This window comes from Streptomyces sp. NPDC025806 (assembly GCF_055558275.1).
Map to the genome: position 1 here is coordinate 74209 of NZ_JBVHMU010000017.1, position 19024 is coordinate 93232.

Below are 19024 nucleotides of genomic sequence, written 5' to 3' on the forward strand. Positions count from 1 at the left end.
GATCAGGGGAGTCCCAGGGGTCGACCCTGATGCCCGATGACACCGCGCCGTGTGACGATCGGTGCCATGCCGGAAGCAGCGACCGCCCCTCTCACCGAAGACCCGCGCGACCCGCGGCCGCCGCGCAAGCTCTACCGCAGCAGCGACGGACGCTGGCTCGGCGGGGTCGCGCGGGGGCTCGCCGGGCACCTCGGCCTGCCGGTGATCTGGGTGCGCCTGGTCTTCGTCGGCCTGTTCATGGCCGACGGGCTCGGCGCGCTGCTCTACGCGTCGTTCTGGTTCTTCGTGCCGCTCGGCGTGGGCGGCGTCGGCGCCGACCGGCCGCCGGTGCTCACGTCGGAGGTGTCGGCGGACGGCCGGCGCCGGCTGGTCACGCGCCGCCCCGACCGGGGCCAGGTGCTCGCGCTGCTGCTGATGGTCGTCATGTCGATGATCTTCGTGCAGAACGTGAACCTCACCGGCAACACCAAGGCGTACGTCGTCCCCACGATCCTCGTCGGCGCGGGCGTCGCCCTCGTCTGGCGGCAGGCGGACAACGCGCGCCGGGCCCGCTGGATGGAGGTCGGCCGCCGCCGGCGCACCCTGAACCTGGCGCGGGCCGCGGCCGGTGTCCTGCTCGTCGGCGCGGGCGTCACCGGCATCTTCGTCACCCAGGGCGCCACCGAGCACCTCGGCTCGATCCTCCAGGCGGCCCTCGCGGTCCTCGTCGGCGTGGCCCTGCTCGCCGGCCCCTACCTGATCCGCATGACCCAGGACCTGTCCGAGGAACGCCTGATGCGCATCCGCGCCCAGGAGCGCGCCGAGGTCGCCGCGCACGTCCACGACTCCGTCCTGCACACCCTGACCCTGATCCAGCGCAACGCGGACAGCCCCGCCGAGGTGCGCCGCCTGGCCCGCGCGCAGGAACGCGATCTGCGGGCCTGGCTCTACAAGCCGGCCGCCGCGGAGAACCCGCAGGAGCCCGAGACGGTCGCCGAGGCCGTCCGGCGCAACGCGGCGGAGGTCGAGGACAAGCACGGCGTCCCCCTGGAGGTCGTGGTCGTCGGCGACTGTCCCCTGGACGAGAAACTGGCCGCACAGATGCAGGCCGCGCGGGAAGCGATGGTGAACGCCGCCAAGTACGGTGGCGAGGGCGGGCCGGTGCAGGTCTACGCGGAGGTCGAAGGGGACGAGGTCTTCGTCTCCGTACGGGACCGGGGCCCCGGCTTCGATCCCGACGCCATCCCCGCGGACCGCATGGGCGTAAGAGAATCGATCATCGGCCGGATGGAGCGCAACGGCGGGACGGCCCGGCTGCGGGCGGTCCCCGACGGGGGCACCGAGGTCGAACTGACCATGAAGAGGGCGGAGAAGACGGCATGACGGAACCGACTGAGGAATCTGGTCCGGGACGGCACGTGCGGGTGGTCCTGGTGGACGACCACCGCATGTTCCGCACCGGCGTGCAGGCCGAGATCGGCCGCACCGAGGAGACCGGCGTCGAGGTCGTCGGCGAGGCCGCCGACGTCGACCAGGCGGTCACCGTCATCACGGCGACCCGCCCCGAGGTCGTCCTCCTCGACGTCCACCTGCCGGGCGGCGGCGGCGTCGAAGTCCTGCGCCGCAGCGCCTCGTTGATGGCCGACGCGGACAACCCCGTCCGCTTCCTGGCCCTTTCGGTCTCCGACGCGGCCGAGGACGTCATCGGTGTGATCCGCGGCGGCGCCCGCGGCTACGTCACGAAGACCATCACCGGCGCCGACCTCGTCGACTCGATCTTCCGCGTCCAGGAGGGCGACGCCGTCTTCTCCCCGCGCCTCGCCGGCTTCGTCCTCGACGCCTTCGCCTCGACCGACGCCCCGCCGGTCGACGAGGACCTCGACCGCCTCACCCAGCGCGAACGCGAGGTCCTGCGCCTGATCGCCCGCGGCTACGCCTACAAGGAGATCGCGAAGCAGCTCTTCATCTCCGTGAAGACGGTCGAGTCCCACGTCTCAGCGGTCCTCCGCAAACTCCAACTCTCCAACCGCCACGAGCTGACCCGCTGGGCGACGGCGCGGCGCCTGGTGTGACCCGGGCCCGGCCCGGGGCGGGTGCTACGCGGGCGGCGTGAGTTTCAGCTCGAACCACACGACCTTGCCCACCCCGGGCGCACGCCCTTCCACGCCCCAGCCGTCCGCCAGCACCGCCACGAGCGCGAGGCCGCGCCCCGACTCGTCCTCGGCGGACGCCGTCCGGACCACCGGAAACACCGCGCTCGCATCCGTCACCTGCACCCGCAGCCGTCCGCCGGCCAGGATCGCCCGCGCCCAGATCTCCCGGCCCGGCGGGACGGCGGCGTGCTGGTACGCGTTCGTCATCAGCTCGCTGAGCAGCAGCTCCGCCGTCTCGATCACCGCCGGGTCGAGCCCCCACGACCCGGCCTGCTCCCGGAACAGCGACCGCGCCCGCCCCACACTCCGCGCACGCCGTGCCATGCGCCATTCGATGTCCTGCGGAAGCCTCGTGGGCCGTTCGCTGTGCATGCGCACCAAGGTCCCGCCCCGGCCGGACCCCGGGGGAGTAACCACGTGGGTACAACGGGTACTTGTACCCCTCGTGGACCCGGTGACGAATCCCGCCTGGCGCTACTGCGGCAGCCAGATCAAGCTCTGGCGCACGGAGGCGGGCGTGGCGCGCGAGACCCTGGCCGACGAGGCCGGTTACGGATACGAGTACGTGAAGTCGATGGAGAACGGCCGGCGCCGCCCCACGACCCACCTGCTCCAGGTCGCGGACCTGCTGTGCAAGGCGGGCGGCAAGATCGTCGCCGCGCAGCAGTACCTCAAGCCGGAGCCGCACCCCCAGCGCTCCCAGGAGTTCATGTCTCTGGAGCGAGACGCGATCGCCATCTCCTCGTACGAGCCCCTACTCATTCCGGGCCTGTTGCAGGCTCCGGAGTACGCCAAGGCCCTGATCGGGGCGAGTTCTCCGCCTCTTGACGACGAGACGGTCGAGCAGCGCGTCGCCGGTCGCCTCAAGCGCCAGGAGGCGCTGAGAACGCGGACGGGGGTGATGTTCTCGTTCGTGGTGTTCGAGGCGGCGTTGCGGAGCGAGGTGGGTGGCCGGGACGTCATGCGGGTGCAGCTCGAACGGCTCCTGGAGGTCGGACAGTTGCGGAACGTCCTGATCCAGGTGCTGCCGTTCGGGCGGGCTTATGGGGTTGCCCTGCGGGGTGCTGTTGTTCTGCTGGAGACGGCAGATCATGAGCGCTTCGCGTATGTGGAGGGGCCGGAGACGAGTCCGCTGTACGCCGATGCGGACAAGGTCAGTGCCCTGTCCCGCGCCCATGACATCATCCGGATGCACGCTCTCGGCCCCGGAGACTCGGCCGATTTTATCAGGAAGGTGGCGGAAGGACTGTGAACGGCGACGCCCGTCTGACGTGGTTCAAGTCGAGCTACAGCGACGACCAGGGCGGCAACTGCGTCGAAGTCGCGCTGGACTGGCGCAAGTCGAGCTACAGCGACAGTCAGGGCAGCAACTGCGTGGAGATCGCCACCCTCCCCACCCACATCCACATCCGAGACTCGAAGCTCGGGCCCCAAAGCCCGACGTTCGTCTCAACCGCCTCCGCCTGGACGGCATTTCTGGCGCACGCCTGCGCCACTCGCACCGCCTGAACCCCGAGCTTCGAGACGCGAGCCCTGCCTTTAGCGGAATGGGTGGATGGGTCTCAACCCACCACCCACCCTCCCCAGAAGCCGGCCGCGATGACTTTCCGTGATCGGCTTGCGGCGGAGTGTCGCGACGCTCTAAGTTCGCGACAGAAAACAACCCCGGTCGGGTGCTACCAACACCCGCCGGGGTCTGACCGACAAGATCCAGAGGCGATCTCGTGGCTACCCAAGACCTTAGCTCTGCCCTGCCGTCCCCGGCGCATCCCTTGGCCAACCCGGGCTACGGAAAACGCGGCACCCCGGACCGAGAACCCCTCCGGGACGACAGCTTCGCGCACCTCCCCCTCCGTGCCCGCTACCTCGCCGGGTTCATCGATGCGCTCCCCGAGGGCGCCGCCATAGACGCCAAGACGCTGGCCAAGAGCCAGGAGTTCTACGGGCAGATGGCGGTGCGCTCCGCGCTGAACGAGCTGACCGTCGCCGGACATCTGCGCAGGGTGCGCCGGGTCGCCGAGCAGGAAGACGGCACCGTCCGCTGGGTGTCGGAAACGTACTGGTCCCGCACCGCACGCAGGAGCGCATGGTGGACCCGCTTCCTCGAAGGTGACGTACCGGAACCGGACCAGGCGCCCGCCCAGGATTCCGCACCCCAGCAGCGCGCACCCCGCAGCGAGGCGTACCGCGTGCTCGCCCAATTAGGGCTCCGCGACCCCCGCCTGACCCTCTCCGCAGCGGACTGCACCGCCCTCGAAGACCTCGCCGCGACCTGGCTGGCCCGCGACCCGGCCCCGTACAACCTCACCGAAGCCCTGACGACGGGCCTGCCGCCCACCGTCCACGCACCCCGTGCCTTCGTCGCCCGCCGTCTGCGCGACAAACTCCCGCCAGAGCGGCTGCAGTTCCGTCCACCCGCCCCACCCACGGAACCCCTCCACCGCCACCGCAACCTGGTCGAATGCACAGAATGCGGCGTACCTGGCCGCCCAGACGCGATCCCCGACGGCCTCTGCCGCCCCTGCCAGGCGACCCGATCCCGTACGCACCCTGTTGATCTGACGATCCGTCACGCATGATGCGCGTGCATGTCCCGCGAACATGCCACCCCCTTCGCCCGACGGACATCGGAGCAGCCATGCGTCGCCTCGCCATCGCCGCCACGACCACCGCCCTCGCCGCGGCCCTCCTGGCCGCCCCCGGAGTCGCCGTCCCTGCCCAGGCGGACGACGCGGACATCCCCGTAGTCCTCATCCACGGCCGCAACGCGAACGCCGGGGTGTGGGGCAGCCTGAAGGACCGTCTCGTCAGCGGCGGATTCCCCGAGGACAGAATCCACACCTGGGAGTACGACACCTCGAAGTCGACCAACGAGGTCCTGGCCGGGCAGCTGGCCGCCTACGTGAACTCCCTGGGGGCACCCCGGGTGAACATCGTGGCCCACAGCCTGGGCAGCCTGCCGAGCCGCTGGTACATCAAGTTCGGCGGGGGCGGCCAGAAGGTCGACCAGTGGATCTCCCTGGCCGGCCCCAACCACGGCACCTCGCTCGCCTACGCGTGCGCCCTGTGGGACCAGGGCTGCAAGGACATGACCCCCAATTCCTGGGTCGTCAGCCACCTCAACGAGGGCGACCCCACCCCGGGCACCACCCGCTACACGACCTTCTGGTCCCCGAACGACGAACAGATCCTCCCGCAGACCAGCACCCAGCTGACCGGCGCCACCAACATCAAGACCGACGGCCTCAAGCACAACGACTTCCTGTCGAACCCGACAGTCCTCAACCAGCTCGACGCCCTGCTGACCGGCTGACGGCGACGGGAATCCGCAGCAGCCGGGCCAGGCCGAGGAACACCAGCGTCAGCACGAGGACGCCCGCGACCAGGGCGACTGCCGAACCGGCGATGCCCGGACCCGTTCCGAGCCGGTCGCACGCGCGGGCCGCCGCCCAGCCCAGCGCGGCGGCCGGGGCGGATGCGCCGAACAGCTTCAGGTACGTGCGCCGCAGGTCACCGTCGTCGATCCGACGCCCCAGCCTGCGGCGCAGCAGGTACGCGGTGAGGCCGAGCCCGGCGGCGTAGGACAGCGTGTAGGCCCCGGCCATCCCGACCACGGCCCATCGCACGGGCAGCAGCAGATGGCAGGCGGTGGCGAGCACGATGTCGACGACGGCGACCCAGGCCGCCATGAAGAACGGGGTGCGGGTGTCCCCGAAGGCGTAGAAGCCGCGCAGCAGCAGGTACTGGGCGGAGAACGGCACGAGCCCAAGCCCGAACGCCTGCAGCATGTACCCGAGCGGGCGCACCGCGGCGGCGTCCGAGGTCCCGTGCGCGAACAGCAGCGCTGCGATGTCCGGCCCCAGTGCCAGGAACAGGAACGCGGCCGGGACGATGACGACCCCGGTCATCCGCAGCGCCCGCGCCAGATCCCCGCGCAGATCCGCGAGGCGCCCCTCGGTGACGGCCCGGCTCATGCGCGGCAGCAGTGCCGTCACGAGCGAGACCGTCACGATCGACTGCGGCAGTATCCAGATGGTCTGCGCGTACGTGTACGCGGAGTAGCCCGCGCCGGCATGCGGGAGGGCCTGGTCGGCGGCGTTGGCGTAGTTCGTGACGACGGTCAGCGCGACCTGGTTGGCGAGGACGAACAGCAGCGTCCACTTCGCCGCGTGCACCCCGGCCCCCAGCCCGGAACCGCGCCAGTCGAACCGCGGCCGGAACCTGAACCCGGCGGCCCGCGCGAACGGGACCAGCGCCAGGGCCTGCACGGCGATCCCGACGGTCGTCCCGATCCCCAGCAGCCGCACCTGCCCGGCACCGATGTCCTCGATCCGCTCCGGAGCCGACATGAGCCCCAGATACACGCCGAACATCGCGACGAGCACGACGTTGTTGAGCACCGGCGTCCACATCATCGCGCCGAACTTCTCGCGGGCGTTGAGGACTTGGCCGTACATCCCGAACAGCCCGTAGAAGAAGATCTGCGGCAGGAGGAACCGGGCGAACGTCACCGTCAGCTCGAACGCCTCGTGCCCCTCCGGGGTGTCCCGCATGTACAGGCCCACGATCTGCGGCGCGGCCCACACCGCCAGCGCCGTCCCGACCCCGAGCACACACACCACGAGCGTGACAAGGCGCTGCTCGTACGCCCGCCCGCCGTCCGCCTGCGTCGCCCGCGCCCGCACGAGCTGCGGCACGAGCACGGCGTTCAGCGCTCCGCCGATCAGCAGCGTGTACAGGCTCGTCGGCACGGTGTTCGCCGTGTTGTACGTACTGGCCAGCAGTCCCGTCCCCAGCGCGGCGGCCTGCAACACCTGCCGCACGAGCCCGGTCCCCCGACTCACGACGGTCCCGACAGCCATCACCACCGAAGACCGCCCGGCGCCCCCGAGTCGCCCCTTGCCCTTGCTCTCGTCCTGCTCGCGCGACCTGTCCTGCACCGCCGCCGAGTCCGCCCCCTCAACCACCATCCGGTCAACCTACGCCGACCGGCGCCCTCACCCCTGGCCAGGCCCTCGTACGCTGGAGCGGACACGACGGGGGAGGTTCGCGGGGCATGGGGCGTTTTCGGGACTGGTGGACGGGGACGCGGTACCCGGAGGCGGGGGTCGCGCCGAGGGCCCGTGCGCACGTGCAGTCGGCGCTGCTGGCCCTCGACGATCCGGACAAGCCGTGGCGGATCCGGGCCGGGCAGAGCGGTGCCGACGTCGTGGCCGAGTGGCACATGATCGAGCCCGCCTGGGGCAGCGGCCGGAACCGTGAGCAGACGGAGCGGCGGTTCAAGTTCGTGCTGCGGCTCGACGAGTCGGCCCGTGAGGCGCGCGTCTGTGCCCACGTCCACGAGGTCACACGGCGGGGGAAGAACCTCCGGTGGGTCGCCGAGAAGAAGGTCGGGCGGGGGCCGCGCACCCGGGTGTGGTCGAAGAAGTTCCACTGGGAGAAGGACGCGGAGGGGCGCCGTCAGCGCGTCTACTCGGTCGACTTCGACTCCAACTACATGCGGGACCCGATGCAGAAGGTCGTGCTCGGCTCGGGGTGGACGTGGCGAGGTGTCCACCGGCTGACGTGACGCGGACGGCTACTCCGGCAGCACCGAGATCTCCATCCCTGCCAGCTCCTCCCGCTCCGCCACCACCTGGATCCCCGTGATCGCGGACGCGTCCTCCGTGAACGTGAACGTGAGGACCAGGGAGAGGCGGCCGTGGACGGACATGACCAGGGCGGGGGTGCCGTCGATGAGGGCCGGGCCCGTGAGCAGGGCGCGGGGCATGGCCGCCATCGCGCTCTCGGCGACCTGGCGGGCGCCGGTAAGGGTGACCGGGTGCGGGGTCGGGATGACCGCCGCGTCGGCGTGCAGGAGCACGTCGGGGGCCAGGAGGGTGAGCAGGGCCTGGAAGTCGCCGCCTCGGGTCGCCGTGAGGAACGCCTCGACCATGCGGTGGCGGCGGGTCAGGTCGGGCGAGGGGAGAGGAGTGGCGCCCTTCACGCGGCGGCGGGCGCGGCTCGCCAGTTGGCGTACGGCCGCGGGGGAGCGGTCCAGGAGCGGGGCGATCTCGTCGAACGGCACGGAGAACGTGTCGTGCAGGACGAACGCGACCCGCTCGGCCGGGGACAGCGTGTCCAGGACGACGAGGAGCGCGACGCCCACCTCGTCGGCGAGCACCACCTCCTCCTCCGGACCCGCCACACCCGCGTCCAGCGTGTCGAGCGGGTCCTCGCGGCGGGTCGTACGGGAGCGCAGGAGGTTCAGGCAGACGCGGGCCACGACCGTCGTCAGCCACGCCGACAGGTTCTCCACGTCGTCCGTGCCGGCGCGGTCGGCCCGCAGCCACGCCTCCTGCACCGCGTCCTCGGCCTCACTGAGGGAACCGAGCATGCGGTACGCGACCGAGCGCAGCCGGGGCCGCTCCGCCTCGAAACGGTCCGCCAACTCCTGGGCCCCGCTGCCTTGTTCCCTCGTCACAGGGGGCAGTAGATCATGGGCGGTAGATCGCGGGCAGGAGATCACGGGCGGTGGATCACGCCACCCGGGTCGCGCCCGCGAACGGCATCTCGTCGATCGGGGCGATCCGGATCGGCGCGCTCGGGTTCGGGGCGTGGATCATCTTGCCGCCGCCGATGTACAGGCCGACGTGCGAGATCCCGGAGTAGAAGAACACCAGGTCGCCGGGCTGGAGTTGGGAGCGGGCGATGCGGCGGCCCGCGTTGATCTGGGAGTACGTCGTGCGGGGCAGGGAGACGCCCGCGGCGCGGTACGCGGCCTGCGTCAGGCCCGAGCAGTCGTACGCGGAGGGGCCGGTCGCGCCCCACACGTAGGGCTTGCCGAGCGCGCCGTACGCGTAGGAGATCGCCGCCGCCGTACGGGAGTTGGCCGCCTTCGCGGGAGCGCTCGCGGTGGTGTCGCGCGGGGTGGAGCGGGAGGCGCGGTCCGCGGCGGGCTCGCGCTCGGCCGGGGTGAGACGGTCGAGGAGGCGACGGGCCTCGGCCAGCTTCCGGGTGACGGTCTTCTTCTGGCGTTCCAGCTCGGCCCTGCGGGCCTTGAGGCGGCCGAGTTCGCCGTCCGCGCGCTCCCGGAGCTGGTCGATCTCGCGCAGCTCCTTGCGGACCCGGGTGATCGCGGCGGCCTGCCGGGTGCCCGCCCGCTCGGCGAGCGCGGCCCGGTCGAGATAGCGGTCGGGGGTGGAGGAGAGGAGCAGCTGCACGGACGGGTCGATGCCGCCGGTGCGGTACTGCGCCGCCGCCGTCTCGCCGAGGGCCCGGCGCTGGGTGCCGAGCGCGGCCTCCCGGCGGGCGGCCTCGTCCTGGAGCGCGGCGACCTTCTTGCGGGCCTCGCCCGCCTTCTCCTTCGCGCCGTTGTAGTGGTCGGTGGCGGCCTCCGCCTCCTGGTAGAGCCGGTCGACCTTCGCCCTCACCTGAGCGGGGGTGAGGTCCGGCTCCGCGTGCGCCGCGCCGCCCTCGAAGGCGGTGGCGGCGGTCGCCGCGGAGGCGAGCGCGAGGGTGGCCGCGGTACGGGCGGCCGTATGGCCACTGATGGAGCGCTGTTTCGGCTTGCGATGCGCTGCCGGCACGTTCAGCCACGTCCTTCCGGGTCGTACTGCACGCACTGCTTTCGTACGCCCGCCGAGAGGGGCTGTGACGCGTCCGGCGGCGGCCCGCACAGGGGGAGCGGACCGCCGCCGGACCTTTCTCGGCGGTGGTGGCCGACTGCCGCCCCTGGCCGGGCGGCGGTGGGGAGCCGGTCACCTGAGGAAGGACGCTAAACCTCGGCGTAACGGGTTGGTACCGGACTGTCCTCAACTGGCCCCTTTGTTGTGGGCTGTGGCGGAGTGTGAGCGTCCGGTGTTCGTGCGTGACCGGTGAGGAGGGGTGGGGGAGGGGTGAAAGGGGCCGATCGGCGCTTGGCTAGGCTCCGCCTCATGGACGTACTCCTGCACCTCTTCGTCGGCCTGCACATCATCGGCATCGCCTCGCTGCTCGGCGGGTTCCTCACGCAGATGTCGGCGCTGAAGCAGGGCACCGCCCGCTTCACCAAGGCGATGCTGCACGGCGCCCTGACGATGCTGGTGACCGGCGTCGCCCTCGTCGGCCTCAACCAGGCCCAGGACTACAGCGTCGACAACATCAAGATCGGCGTGAAGCTCGCGATCCTGATCGTCGTCCTCGGCATCGTCTACGTGAAGCGGGACGAGGAGAAGGCGGAGAAGCCGCTGTTCCTCACGGTCGGCGCGCTGACCGTGGCGAACATCTTCATCGCCGTCCTGTGGACCTGAGCGAGGAGTAGGCGGAGTAGGCGGAGGAGAGGGACAGGACCGCTCCCGTCGCCGTCGCGAGCCACACCGCGACCGCGATCCACACGAGCACCCGCCCCGGCGTCTCCAGCCACTGAGTCTCCACCGCGGTGGCGACCATCAGCGTCGCCACCGCCGTCATCCCCATCGGGAACACCGTCGACCAGCGCCGCACGTCGTAGTGCGGGCGCGGACGCACCACCTCGGCCACGCACAGCACGGCGTACCAGCCCAGATCGAGCGTGAGCAGCAGCCCGGCCATGAACCGCAGCACCTCGGTGTCCTGGTTGTTCCACAGGTCACCGGCCCGATCCGCGAGCACGAGCCGGGCCGCCGCGAGCGCCGAGATCGCGAGCGCGCCGCCCGCCACCCAGTGGTCCCCGGCCCCGGTCAGCACCTGCCGCAGATCGAAGCGGACGAACGCCGCCGCGTACACCACGAGCCCGAACCAGAAGAACCCCACCGCCGCGTAGCCCAGCCACGCCACGTGCGCCGACGCGCTCAGCGTCGCCCCCAGCACCGCCAGGGCCTGGGTCGCGACGCAGGTGATGAAGACGGCACCGGGCATCTTCGGCCGCCAGTGCCGCACCACGGCCACGAACAGCACCGGCCACACCACCACCGAGATCCCCAGCAGCACCTCGGCGAACCCGAGACGGCCGGCCAGCGCGTACCGGGTGCCGAGCACACACGTCGCGGCCACCGCCGTGAGTGCCGCGGGCGTGTCCGCCTCCCGCTCCCAGCGGCCCCGGTCCCCGAACAGGCGGGCGCAGAAGACGACCGCGAGCAGCCCCCACAGCGCCGAGGCCAGCACGAGGAACACGGCCGAGAGCACGTCCTGCCCGAGCAGATGGAGGCCGACCGAGACGATGCCGGTGGCCATGACGGCGGCGCCGGCGGCCGGCGGGATCATCGCCCAGGGGGAGGAAGGGGAGGGCGCTGCGGGGTCGGGGGTCCCGGGCACGTCCGGGCGGTCGCGGTCCACCGCCCGAACGTAACCGCGAGCGGCGTCAGGCGGGGCGCACCACGCTGTGGATCGACGCCGTGCCGTCGTAGTAGATGGACTCCTCGCGCACGTACGCGCCCGGCTTCGGGGCGTGGATCATGATGCCGTCGCCCTTGTAGATGCCGACGTGACTGATGTCGTCGTAGAAGAAGACCAGGTCACCGGGCTGGATGTCGGACAGCGGGACCGTCGTGCCGATCTCCACCTGGTCCCAGGTGGTGCGCGGCAGCGAGATCCCGGCCGCCTTCCAGGCCGCCTGCGTGAGCCCCGAGCAGTCGTAGGAGTCCGGGCCCGTGGCACCCCACACGTACGGCTTGCCCTCTTGGGCCTTGGCGAAGGCGAGGGCCTTCGCGGCCTTCGTGGCGTACGAGGTGTCGGTGGAGCCCGAGCCGGTACCCGAGCCGGTGTCCGAGCCGGAACCCGTCGAGGAACCGGACCCGGAGGCGTCCTCCTGCTGCTGCGCCTCCTCCGCGGCCTTCCGCTTGGCCTCCTCCTCGGCCTTCTGCTTGGCGGCGAGCTCGGCGGCCTTCTTGCGGGCCGCCTCCTGCTTCTGCCGCTCGATCGCGGCGAGCCGCGCCTTCTCCTCGGCCGTCAGCTCCGACAGCAGCTTCCGCGCGTCGGCGAGCTTGGTCTGGACGGTCTGCTTGGACGTCTTCAGCTCGGTCTGCGACGTGGTCAGCTGCTTGAGGCTCTCCTGCGCCTCGGTGCGCTTCTTCGCCGTCTCGCGCTGCTGCACCTGGTAGTCGTCGACCGCCTTCTTCTGGCGGGACGTCAGCCGGCTCATCAGCTGGTCCTGGGCGAAGTAGTCCTCGGGGTTCTCCGCGAGGAACATCGTCGCCGTGTCGCTCACCCCGCCCGTGCGGTACTGCGCGGCGGCGAACCGGCCGAGCTCCTCGCGGGCCGTGTTCATCTTCTCGGTGCGCTGCGCGATGTCGTCGAGGAGGTGATCGACCTGCTTCTTCTTGCCGGTGGTCCGCTCCTGCGCCGCGTTGTACTTCTGCGTGGCCACCTCGGCCTGGCGGTAGAGCGTGTCGACCTTCTTCTGCACCTCTTCGAGGCTCGGCTTCGCGGGCTGGGCCGGAGCGGCCTGGGCCGTCTGCGAGAGCAGGGCGACGGAGGTGAGGGCGGCGGTCGTGATGCCGACCGCGGGGGTCGTACGGGTGCCGCCGGTCATCCGGGAGCGGGTACGCGGCTTGCGGTGCGACGCCAAGGCAGGCGACTCCTTCCGTAATCCGCCTACCGGGTTAGCTGTCGGGTTCGGGCTCGTGCCCCATCGCTTCGGTGCGCGGTGGTGCACGTCGTACGGAAGGCTGCCCTACGGCCAACCATCCGGCGCCGCCGGACTGTTGACCGATTCACCCCAAGGTCGGTGGGTCCCCGGTTCCCTGCCTCTCGGCGTACGGGACTCGGCGGGGGCTGTCCGCTCGCCGCGTTGTTCGCGGGCGGGGGGACGGACTGCCCGCGCAGCACCGTAGCCAACTCGTGTTGCTGCTGTGAAGGTTGATGTTCGATATGCCCGATACGTTTTCGTGACCATTTCCATGATCTCTACGCCGCGGGCCCCGAACGGCCTTTGCTGTCGCGCTGGGTGACCAGGGCATCGCGAAGGGTGGTGCGACGTGTGTCACCGTGAGCGGGACGAGCGTCTCCGTGAATGCGAGGAGCGTCTCCGTGAAGGTGACGGCGGGCTGTCGGTGGGGCGGCCTAGACTCGGAGAGCGATGAGCAGCCTCTTTGACGACAGCTTCCTGGCCGGCCTCCAGTCCCCCGCGGAGGAGCCCCCGCCGCCGCCCGAGGACCCCGAGCACGACGGGGCCCCCGAGCCGCTCCCGGACGACCTGTTCGGGGGGAAGTTCGACGCGCCCGCGGACCGGGACACGCACTACCGCGACGGGGCGCCCCGCCCGGTCCTGGACCCGGAGGCCCTCCTGGAGGGGCTGAACGAGAACCAGCGGGCGGCCGTGGTCCACGGCGGCTCCCCCCTGCTCATCGTCGCGGGCGCCGGCTCCGGCAAGACCCGCGTCCTCACGCACCGCATCGCGTACCTGTTGGGTCAGCGCGGCGTGCACCCCGGCCAGATCCTCGCGATCACGTTCACGAACAAGGCCGCGGGCGAGATGAAGGAGCGCGTCGAGGCCCTCGTGGGCCCGCGGGCGAACGCGATGTGGGTCTCCACCTTCCACAGCGCCTGCGTCCGCATCCTGCGCCGCGAGTCCAAGCGGCTCGGCTTCACGTCGTCGTTCTCGATCTACGACGCCGCCGACTCCAAGCGCCTCATGGCCCTGGTCTGCCGCGACCTGGACCTGGACCCGAAGAAGTTCCCGCCGAAGTCCTTCAGCGCCAAGATCAGCAACCTGAAGAACGAGCTGATCGACGAGGAGGACTTCGCCGCCCAGGCCGCCGACGGCTTCGAGAAGACCCTCGCCCAGGCCTACGCGATGTACCAGTCCCGCCTGCGCGAGGCGAACGCGCTGGACTTCGACGACCTGATCATGACGACGGTCAACCTGCTGCGCGCCTTCCCGGACGTCGCCGAGCACTACCACCGCCGCTTCCGGCACGTCCTGGTCGACGAGTACCAGGACACGAACCACGCGCAGTACGCCCTGGTCCGCGAGCTGGTCGGCACCCCCGCCGCCCACGACGCGGAGGTGGAGGCGGGCGTGGACGCGCCGCCGGCCACGGACGACCCCGGCCCGGCCGAGCTGTGCGTCGTGGGTGACGCCGACCAGTCGATCTACGCCTTCCGCGGCGCCACGATCCGCAACATCCTCCAGTTCGAGGAGGACTACCCGGACGCGACGACGATCCTCCTCGAACAGAACTACCGCTCGACCCAGACGATCCTCTCCGCGGCCAACGCGGTCATCGAGCGCAACGAGTCGCGCAGGCCGAAGAACCTGTGGACGAACGCGGGCGCGGGCGCCCAGATCACCGGCTACGTCGCGGACACTGAGCACGACGAGGCCCAGTTCGTCGCCGACGAGATCGACCGGCTGACCGACGCGGGCGACGCGAAGGCCGGCGACGTCGCCGTCTTCTACCGGACCAACGCGCAGTCCCGTGTCTTCGAAGAGGTCTTCATCCGCGTCGGCCTCCCCTACAAGGTCGTCGGCGGCGTCCGCTTCTACGAGCGCAAGGAGGTCCGGGACGTCCTCGCCTACCTGCGGGTCCTCGCCAACCCGGAGGACTCCGTCCCGCTGCGCCGGATTCTGAACGTGCCGAAGCGCGGCATCGGCGACCGCGCCGAAGCCATGATCGACGCCCTCTCCCAGCGCGAGAAGATCTCCTTCCCGCAGGCCCTGCGCCGGGTCGACGAGGCGTACGGGATGGCGTCCCGCTCGACGAACGCGGTGAAGCGGTTCAACACGCTGATGGAGGACCTCCGCACGATCGTCGAGTCCGGCGCGGGCCCGGCGACGGTCCTCGAAGCCGTCCTGGAGCGCACCGGATACCTCGCCGAGCTCCAGGCCTCCACCGACCCGCAGGACGAGACCCGCATCGAGAACCTTCAGGAACTCGCGGCCGTGGCCCTGGAGTTCGAGCAGGAGAACGCGGCGGGGGAGGGCGCTGCCGAGGAGGGCGCGCAGGCCGAGGCCTCCGGCGGTACGCTCTCGGACTTCCTGGAGCGGGTCGCGCTCGTCGCCGACTCCGACCAGATCCCCGACGAGGACGACGACGGCAGCGGCGTCATCACGCTGATGACCCTGCACACCGCGAAGGGTCTGGAGTTCCCCACGGTCTTCCTGACCGGCCTGGAGGACGGCGTCTTCCCGCACATGCGCTCCCTCGGCCAGGCCAAGGAGCTGGAGGAGGAGCGCCGGCTCGCCTACGTCGGCATCACGCGCGCCCGCGAGCGGCTCTATCTGACCCGCTCCTCGATGCGCAGCGCCTGGGGCCAGCCCTCGTACAATCCGCCGTCGCGGTTCCTGGAGGAAATCCCGGCCGCGCACCTGGACTGGAAGCGCACGGGTCCGGCGACACCGTCGGCGACGGCCGGGCGCGGTGGCTTCGGCGGCTCCGGCGGCGGCTTCGGGAAGAGCGGTGTCGCGGCCTCGCTGTCCTCGACCCTGTCGTCGTCGCGCTCGCGTACGACGCCCGCGTTCGCCACGAGCCGGGGGCGGGCGGGCGACAAGCCGGTCGTGGCCCTCGCGGTCGGCGACCGTGTCACGCACGACCAGTTCGGCCTCGGCACGGTCGTCGGGGTCAACGGGCAGGGCGACAAGGCGGAGGCGACGATCGACTTCGGCGACCCGAAGCCGAAGCGGCTGCTGCTGCGGTACGCGCCGGTCGAGAAGCTGTAGCCCGGCCCCGGCCGGGGGCGTCGGGCCGGGGCGTCAGGTCGGGTCGAGGCCGTGGCTGCGCAGCCACGGCAGCGGGTCGACCGCGGCGCCGCCGCCGGGGTGTACCTCGAAGTGCAGGTGCGGGCCGGTCGAGTTGCCGGAGTCGCCGGACGTCGCGATGACGTCACCCGCCTTCACCGGCCCGCTCAGCACCGTGTGCCGGGACAGGTGGCAGTACCAGGTCTCCGTGCCGTCCTTGGCGGTGACGATCGCCATGTTCCCGTACGCGCTGTTGAACTGCGTGCGGACGGTGCCGTCGGTCGCCGCCATCACGGGGACGTACGAGACGGGGAAGTCGATGCCGGTGTGCGAGGACATCCAGTTGATACCGGCCTGGCCGAAGTAGGCGGACAGGCCGTGGGCCGCGACCGGCAGGGCGAACTTGGGACGGGCCGCCTCCTTGCGGGCGGCCTCCTCGGCGGCCTTCTTGCGGTCCGCCTCCTGCTTCGCCTTCAGGTCGATGCGCTCCTGCGTGCGGCTCGCCCGGTCGGCGAAGTCGCCCGCGTCCGCGGAGAGTCCGCGCAGCTGGGTGTCCAGCTTGTTGTTCGCGACGGAGGGCTTCACGGTCGCGACGTCGGGCGCCGCGGCGGCCTTCGTCTCCTTGGGCTCCTCGCCGCCGAGACCGCCGACGGACGCGGCGGCGACACCGGCGACACCGATCGCGCAGACCGAGGGCACGGCGACGGTCAGCAGGGCGGAACGCTTGGCGGGCGTCCGGCGACGGGCCGCCGCGCGACCGCGCGGGGCGCTCCGCGGCGCCGCGGCCCGGGCCAACTCCGGCTCCCAGGGGTTCGGTTGCTCCTCGGCGTCCAGGGCATCCGCCGCGTCGTCCTGCTCCGCGTCGGCCGGAGTGGGGGCATCCGCTTCGTCGTAGGCATCCTCGGGCACGTACTGGTCCGGTACGTGGGCGTGGAGCGTGTCCTGCGCGGTCTGGGCCGGCTGGGCAGTCTGGGTTTCGGTGCCGGCCGAGTTCCAGGCAGTGGCGTCGTAGGCGCCGGTGTCGTAGGACGTGGAGCCGAGGAGGGCCGAGTGGTCGAAGCCGGCGGTCTCGAAGCCCGTGGTGTCGAACGTGGCGGTCCCGTGCGCCGGGGTCTCGTAGCCGACGCCCTGGAAGCTCCCGGTCTCGAAGGCCGGCGCATCGAAGGCCGACGTCTCGAACGAGGGCGTCTCGAACGTGGACGTCTCGAAGGCGGAGGCCTCGAACGGGGACGTCGTCGCCGTGTGATCCGTGTAGCCCGTGTAGTCCGCCGACGCGGCCGGGAAGCCGGCCGAGGTGGAGTCGTAGCCCGGGTGCTGGAACCCGGTGGCGTCGAAGGCCTGCGTCCCGAACTCTGACGTGCCGTCAAAACCCGCGTGCCCGGTGGCGGACTGCGTGTCCCACTGCCCGGTGTGCTGCTGCCCGTACCCGGGGTCGGTCCACAGGCCCGAGGTGTCGTAGCCGCCGGTCCCGTGCGTCTCGTACGAGGACGTGGCGTACGGGTCCGCTGCCGCCGCGTACTGCTGGTGCTGGTGCTGCCCGTCCGACCCGTACCACTGCCCGGAGTCCTGGACATGGCCGTAGGAGCCGGTGCCGTAGGGGTCTGAGTCCGCCAGGTCGCCGAAGAGCGGGTCAGTGGCGAAGCTGGTCGTGGAGTAACCGTCGTAGGTCGCGTCGTGCGCGCTCCCCGACGGATGACGGTCGTTCACCAACTTCTCTTTCGCCTCGACGACAGGGGCTGCCAGAGCAGTGCGGCGACTGTACCCGGCGGTACGAGCGCACGACAATCTTCGGCAGGTTTCCCCGCTCCAGGAAAGGGGCAATCGGCGTTGTTTCGGTGAACTGCGGGCATGCGCTTGGCGCTGAGTTCGAGACGAGTTCGAGAAGGCCGGAGCCCGGGACGTGCGGGTACGTACCGCTCTGTGCGCGTTGAGGGTCCGCAGGGGCCGCGGGTTCGAACACAGCCCCTGGGAAAGGTGGTCGTCAGGCGACGGTGAGACCGCCGCGCGTGTCGGCGGCGCTGTCCGCCCCCGCCGCCGGGTCGGCGGCGAGTGCCTCGCGGATGGCCGCCGCGACCGCCGGATGCACCGGCAGGGCCAGGTGCCCGATGCCGGTGACCCGCACGTTCTGCGCGATCAGATCCGGGTGGTCGACGCAGGCCGTCTCCAGCGGGACCATCAGCGGATCGAGGTCGCTCCAGAAACTCACGAAGCGGGTGGCGCAGCCCGGTGCCGGTTCCTTCAACTCCTCGATCACCGACGAGCCCGGCCGCATCTGCCGCACGATCGGATGCGCGTCCGCGAGCGGCGCGACGCGGGTGCCGCTGTGCGGGGTGCCGAGCGTGACCACGGTGCGGACGCGGCGGTCGCCGCCCAGCCGCTGCACGTAGTAACGGGCGATGAGGCCGCCCAGGCTGTGGCCCACGATGTCGATCCGGTCCTGGCCGGTCCGTTCGCACAGATCCTCGATGTGCCGGCCGAGCAGCGTCGCGGCCGCCCTGATGTCACAGGTCAGCGGCGAGTAGTTGAGGGACTCCAGGTGCCGGGTGTCGTGCTGGGCCAGGGCGCGGCGCAGCAGCACGAAGACCGAGCGGTTGTCGATGAACCCGTGCAGGAGCAGGACCGGCGGGCGCTCCGGGGCGGCCGAGGGGACGTCGGCGGGGGCGGGGACGCGCGGGGCGCGGCGCTCCGGGGTGAGGCCCGAGGGATACAGCACCAGATGCCCGGCGAGGATCGCGAGCTCCAGCGCGGTCGCCTTCACCAGGACGGTCGACAGCCCGGCGAGCCGGTCCGGCAGGAGGCGGCGGGGGAGGGCCCGAAAGGGCGGGAGGTCGGCGAGGGCCGCGAGGGCGCCGAGCGTGGTGAGGGCCGTGGAGAGAGTTCTGGAGGCGGTGCTCACCGGGCCGGCGGGTGTGGCGTGGGGTGCGGATGTCGCTGTGGTTGCCGGGTTCGCGGCGCCGGTGGCCTTGCCGGTCACGGCGGTGTCGGTGGCGGTGTCCGTGGTGGCGGTGTCCGTGGACTTCATCGGTCGACCTCCCGTCGGCACAGGGAGGACATCTGCGTCCCCCGCGTGCACTCGTGGGAGCCGGACGAGGACGAGGCGGTGGCGGTGGTGCTGCCGGTGGTGCTGGTGCTGGCTGGTGATGAGGGGTGGTGCGGTGGTGTGGGTGGTGGTCGTGCGGTCGGTGGAGGGATGCGCTGCGCTGCTCGTTGCTTGTTTCTCGTTGCTCGGCGTCGCCCCTGTCGTGGCGTCGGCACCCTGACTCACCTCTCACGGTGC

Annotated in this window: 17 protein-coding genes and 1 riboswitch; of the genes, 9 read left to right on the top strand and 8 right to left on the bottom strand. The window is 71.4% G+C overall.

Going from position 1 to position 19024, the window contains the following annotated elements; genetic code table 11:
• Nucleotides 1-66 precede the first annotated feature (66 nt).
• Nucleotides 67-1362 carry an ATP-binding protein gene (locus tag ACZ4E1_RS31500; protein WP_467545910.1) on the top strand — a complete coding sequence of 432 codons (1296 nt, stop codon included), beginning with the start codon at nucleotides 67-69 and terminating at the stop codon, nucleotides 1360-1362.
• Complete coding sequence (locus tag ACZ4E1_RS31505) at nucleotides 1359-2051, top strand: LuxR C-terminal-related transcriptional regulator (protein ID WP_467545912.1); 693 nt, start codon at nucleotides 1359-1361, stop codon at nucleotides 2049-2051. The genes ACZ4E1_RS31500 and ACZ4E1_RS31505 overlap by 4 nt, the downstream gene beginning before the upstream one ends.
• 24 nt (nucleotides 2052-2075) lie before the next feature.
• On the opposite strand, the gene ACZ4E1_RS31510 is transcribed toward ACZ4E1_RS31505, so the two are convergent.
• On the bottom strand, nucleotides 2076-2504 hold the full coding sequence (locus ACZ4E1_RS31510) for an ATP-binding protein (protein ID WP_467545914.1): 429 nt from the start codon (nucleotides 2502-2504) through the stop codon (nucleotides 2076-2078).
• An 82-nt stretch (nucleotides 2505-2586) separates the two neighbouring features.
• Here ACZ4E1_RS31510 and ACZ4E1_RS31515 point away from each other — a divergent pair, with 82 nt between their 5' ends.
• The 4 genes from ACZ4E1_RS31515 to ACZ4E1_RS31530 all read left to right on the top strand — a co-directional run bounded on the left by ACZ4E1_RS31515 (nucleotide 2587) and on the right by ACZ4E1_RS31530 (nucleotide 5445).
• Nucleotides 2587-3384, top strand: a complete 798-nt coding sequence (locus ACZ4E1_RS31515) for a helix-turn-helix domain-containing protein (RefSeq protein WP_467545916.1) — start codon at nucleotides 2587-2589, stop codon at nucleotides 3382-3384.
• Nucleotides 3381-3641, top strand: coding sequence for a DUF397 domain-containing protein (locus ACZ4E1_RS31520; protein WP_467545918.1), 261 nt, complete (start codon nucleotides 3381-3383; stop codon nucleotides 3639-3641). The genes ACZ4E1_RS31515 and ACZ4E1_RS31520 overlap by 4 nt, the downstream gene beginning before the upstream one ends.
• 263 nt (nucleotides 3642-3904) lie before the next feature.
• Entirely contained in the window at nucleotides 3905-4711 is an 807-nt protein-coding gene (locus ACZ4E1_RS31525) for a hypothetical protein (protein WP_467545920.1), read from the top strand.
• Nucleotides 4712-4770: 59 nt separating this feature from the next.
• Complete coding sequence (locus tag ACZ4E1_RS31530) at nucleotides 4771-5445, top strand: esterase/lipase family protein (protein WP_467545922.1); 675 nt, start codon at nucleotides 4771-4773, stop codon at nucleotides 5443-5445.
• On the opposite strand, the gene murJ is transcribed toward ACZ4E1_RS31530, so the two are convergent.
• A complete protein-coding gene (murJ, locus tag ACZ4E1_RS31535; protein ID WP_467546067.1) occupies nucleotides 5414-7099 on the bottom strand; it encodes a murein biosynthesis integral membrane protein MurJ in 1686 nt (561 codons plus the stop codon). The genes ACZ4E1_RS31530 and murJ overlap by 32 nt on opposite strands.
• Nucleotides 7100-7188: 89 nt before the next feature.
• Here murJ and ACZ4E1_RS31540 point away from each other — a divergent pair, with 89 nt between their 5' ends.
• A complete protein-coding gene (locus ACZ4E1_RS31540) occupies nucleotides 7189-7701 on the top strand; it encodes a hypothetical protein (protein WP_467545924.1) in 513 nt (170 codons plus the stop codon).
• A 9-nt stretch (nucleotides 7702-7710) separates the two neighbouring features.
• Here the strand turns inward: ACZ4E1_RS31540 and ACZ4E1_RS31545 are convergent, their stop codons facing one another.
• On the bottom strand, nucleotides 7711-8595 hold the full coding sequence (locus tag ACZ4E1_RS31545; protein WP_467545926.1) for a sigma-70 family RNA polymerase sigma factor: 885 nt from the start codon (nucleotides 8593-8595) through the stop codon (nucleotides 7711-7713).
• Between the two features lie 55 nt (nucleotides 8596-8650).
• A complete protein-coding gene (locus ACZ4E1_RS31550; protein WP_467545928.1) occupies nucleotides 8651-9700 on the bottom strand; it encodes a C40 family peptidase in 1050 nt (349 codons plus the stop codon).
• A gap of 348 nt (nucleotides 9701-10048) precedes the next feature.
• Between ACZ4E1_RS31550 and ACZ4E1_RS31555 the strand changes: the two genes are divergently transcribed.
• Nucleotides 10049-10402 (top strand): hypothetical protein, encoded by a 354-nt coding sequence (locus tag ACZ4E1_RS31555; protein WP_467545930.1) that lies wholly within the window; start codon nucleotides 10049-10051, stop codon nucleotides 10400-10402.
• On the opposite strand, the gene ACZ4E1_RS31560 is transcribed toward ACZ4E1_RS31555, so the two are convergent.
• Both ACZ4E1_RS31560 and ACZ4E1_RS31565 read right to left on the bottom strand, forming a co-directional pair.
• Nucleotides 10380-11333: a tellurite resistance/C4-dicarboxylate transporter family protein gene (locus ACZ4E1_RS31560; RefSeq protein ID WP_467546068.1), complete on the bottom strand. Its 954-nt coding sequence runs from the start codon at nucleotides 11331-11333 to the stop codon at nucleotides 10380-10382. The two genes, ACZ4E1_RS31555 and ACZ4E1_RS31560, sit on opposite strands and share 23 nt — an antisense overlap.
• Nucleotides 11334-11430: 97 nt before the next feature.
• Complete coding sequence (locus tag ACZ4E1_RS31565; protein ID WP_467545932.1) at nucleotides 11431-12636, bottom strand: C40 family peptidase; 1206 nt, start codon at nucleotides 12634-12636, stop codon at nucleotides 11431-11433.
• 8 nt (nucleotides 12637-12644) lie between these two features.
• A riboswitch (cyclic di-AMP (ydaO/yuaA leader) is annotated at nucleotides 12645-12848 on the bottom strand.
• 298 nt (nucleotides 12849-13146) lie between these two features.
• On the opposite strand from ACZ4E1_RS31565, the gene pcrA reads away from it, so the two are divergent.
• On the top strand, nucleotides 13147-15729 hold the full coding sequence (gene pcrA, locus ACZ4E1_RS31570) for a DNA helicase PcrA (RefSeq protein ID WP_467545934.1): 2583 nt from the start codon (nucleotides 13147-13149) through the stop codon (nucleotides 15727-15729).
• Between the two features lie 33 nt (nucleotides 15730-15762).
• On the opposite strand, the gene ACZ4E1_RS31575 is transcribed toward pcrA, so the two are convergent.
• Together ACZ4E1_RS31575 and ACZ4E1_RS31580 are read right to left on the bottom strand one after the other, a co-directional pair.
• On the bottom strand, nucleotides 15763-17454 hold the full coding sequence (locus tag ACZ4E1_RS31575; RefSeq protein ID WP_467545935.1) for a M23 family metallopeptidase: 1692 nt from the start codon (nucleotides 17452-17454) through the stop codon (nucleotides 15763-15765).
• A 274-nt stretch (nucleotides 17455-17728) separates the two neighbouring features.
• On the bottom strand, nucleotides 17729-18769 hold the full coding sequence (locus tag ACZ4E1_RS31580; RefSeq protein ID WP_467545937.1) for an esterase/lipase family protein: 1041 nt from the start codon (nucleotides 18767-18769) through the stop codon (nucleotides 17729-17731).
• Nucleotides 18770-19024 lie beyond the last annotated feature (255 nt).

Coding starts and splice junctions, on each gene's coding strand:
- ACZ4E1_RS31530 (WP_467545922.1), top strand. CDS start 4,771: ATGCGTCGCCTCGCCATCGCCGCCACGACCACCGCCCTCGCCGCGGCC.
- ACZ4E1_RS31540 (WP_467545924.1), top strand. CDS start 7,189: ATGGGGCGTTTTCGGGACTGGTGGACGGGGACGCGGTACCCGGAGGCG.
- ACZ4E1_RS31500 (WP_467545910.1), top strand. CDS start 67: ATGCCGGAAGCAGCGACCGCCCCTCTCACCGAAGACCCGCGCGACCCG.
- ACZ4E1_RS31505 (WP_467545912.1), top strand. CDS start 1,359: ATGACGGAACCGACTGAGGAATCTGGTCCGGGACGGCACGTGCGGGTG.
- ACZ4E1_RS31560 (WP_467546068.1), bottom strand. CDS start 11,333: ATGATCCCGCCGGCCGCCGGCGCCGCCGTCATGGCCACCGGCATCGTC.
- pcrA (WP_467545934.1), top strand. CDS start 13,147: ATGAGCAGCCTCTTTGACGACAGCTTCCTGGCCGGCCTCCAGTCCCCC.
- ACZ4E1_RS31555 (WP_467545930.1), top strand. CDS start 10,049: ATGGACGTACTCCTGCACCTCTTCGTCGGCCTGCACATCATCGGCATC.
- ACZ4E1_RS31510 (WP_467545914.1), bottom strand. CDS start 2,504: ATGCACAGCGAACGGCCCACGAGGCTTCCGCAGGACATCGAATGGCGC.
- ACZ4E1_RS31580 (WP_467545937.1), bottom strand. CDS start 18,769: ATGAAGTCCACGGACACCGCCACCACGGACACCGCCACCGACACCGCC.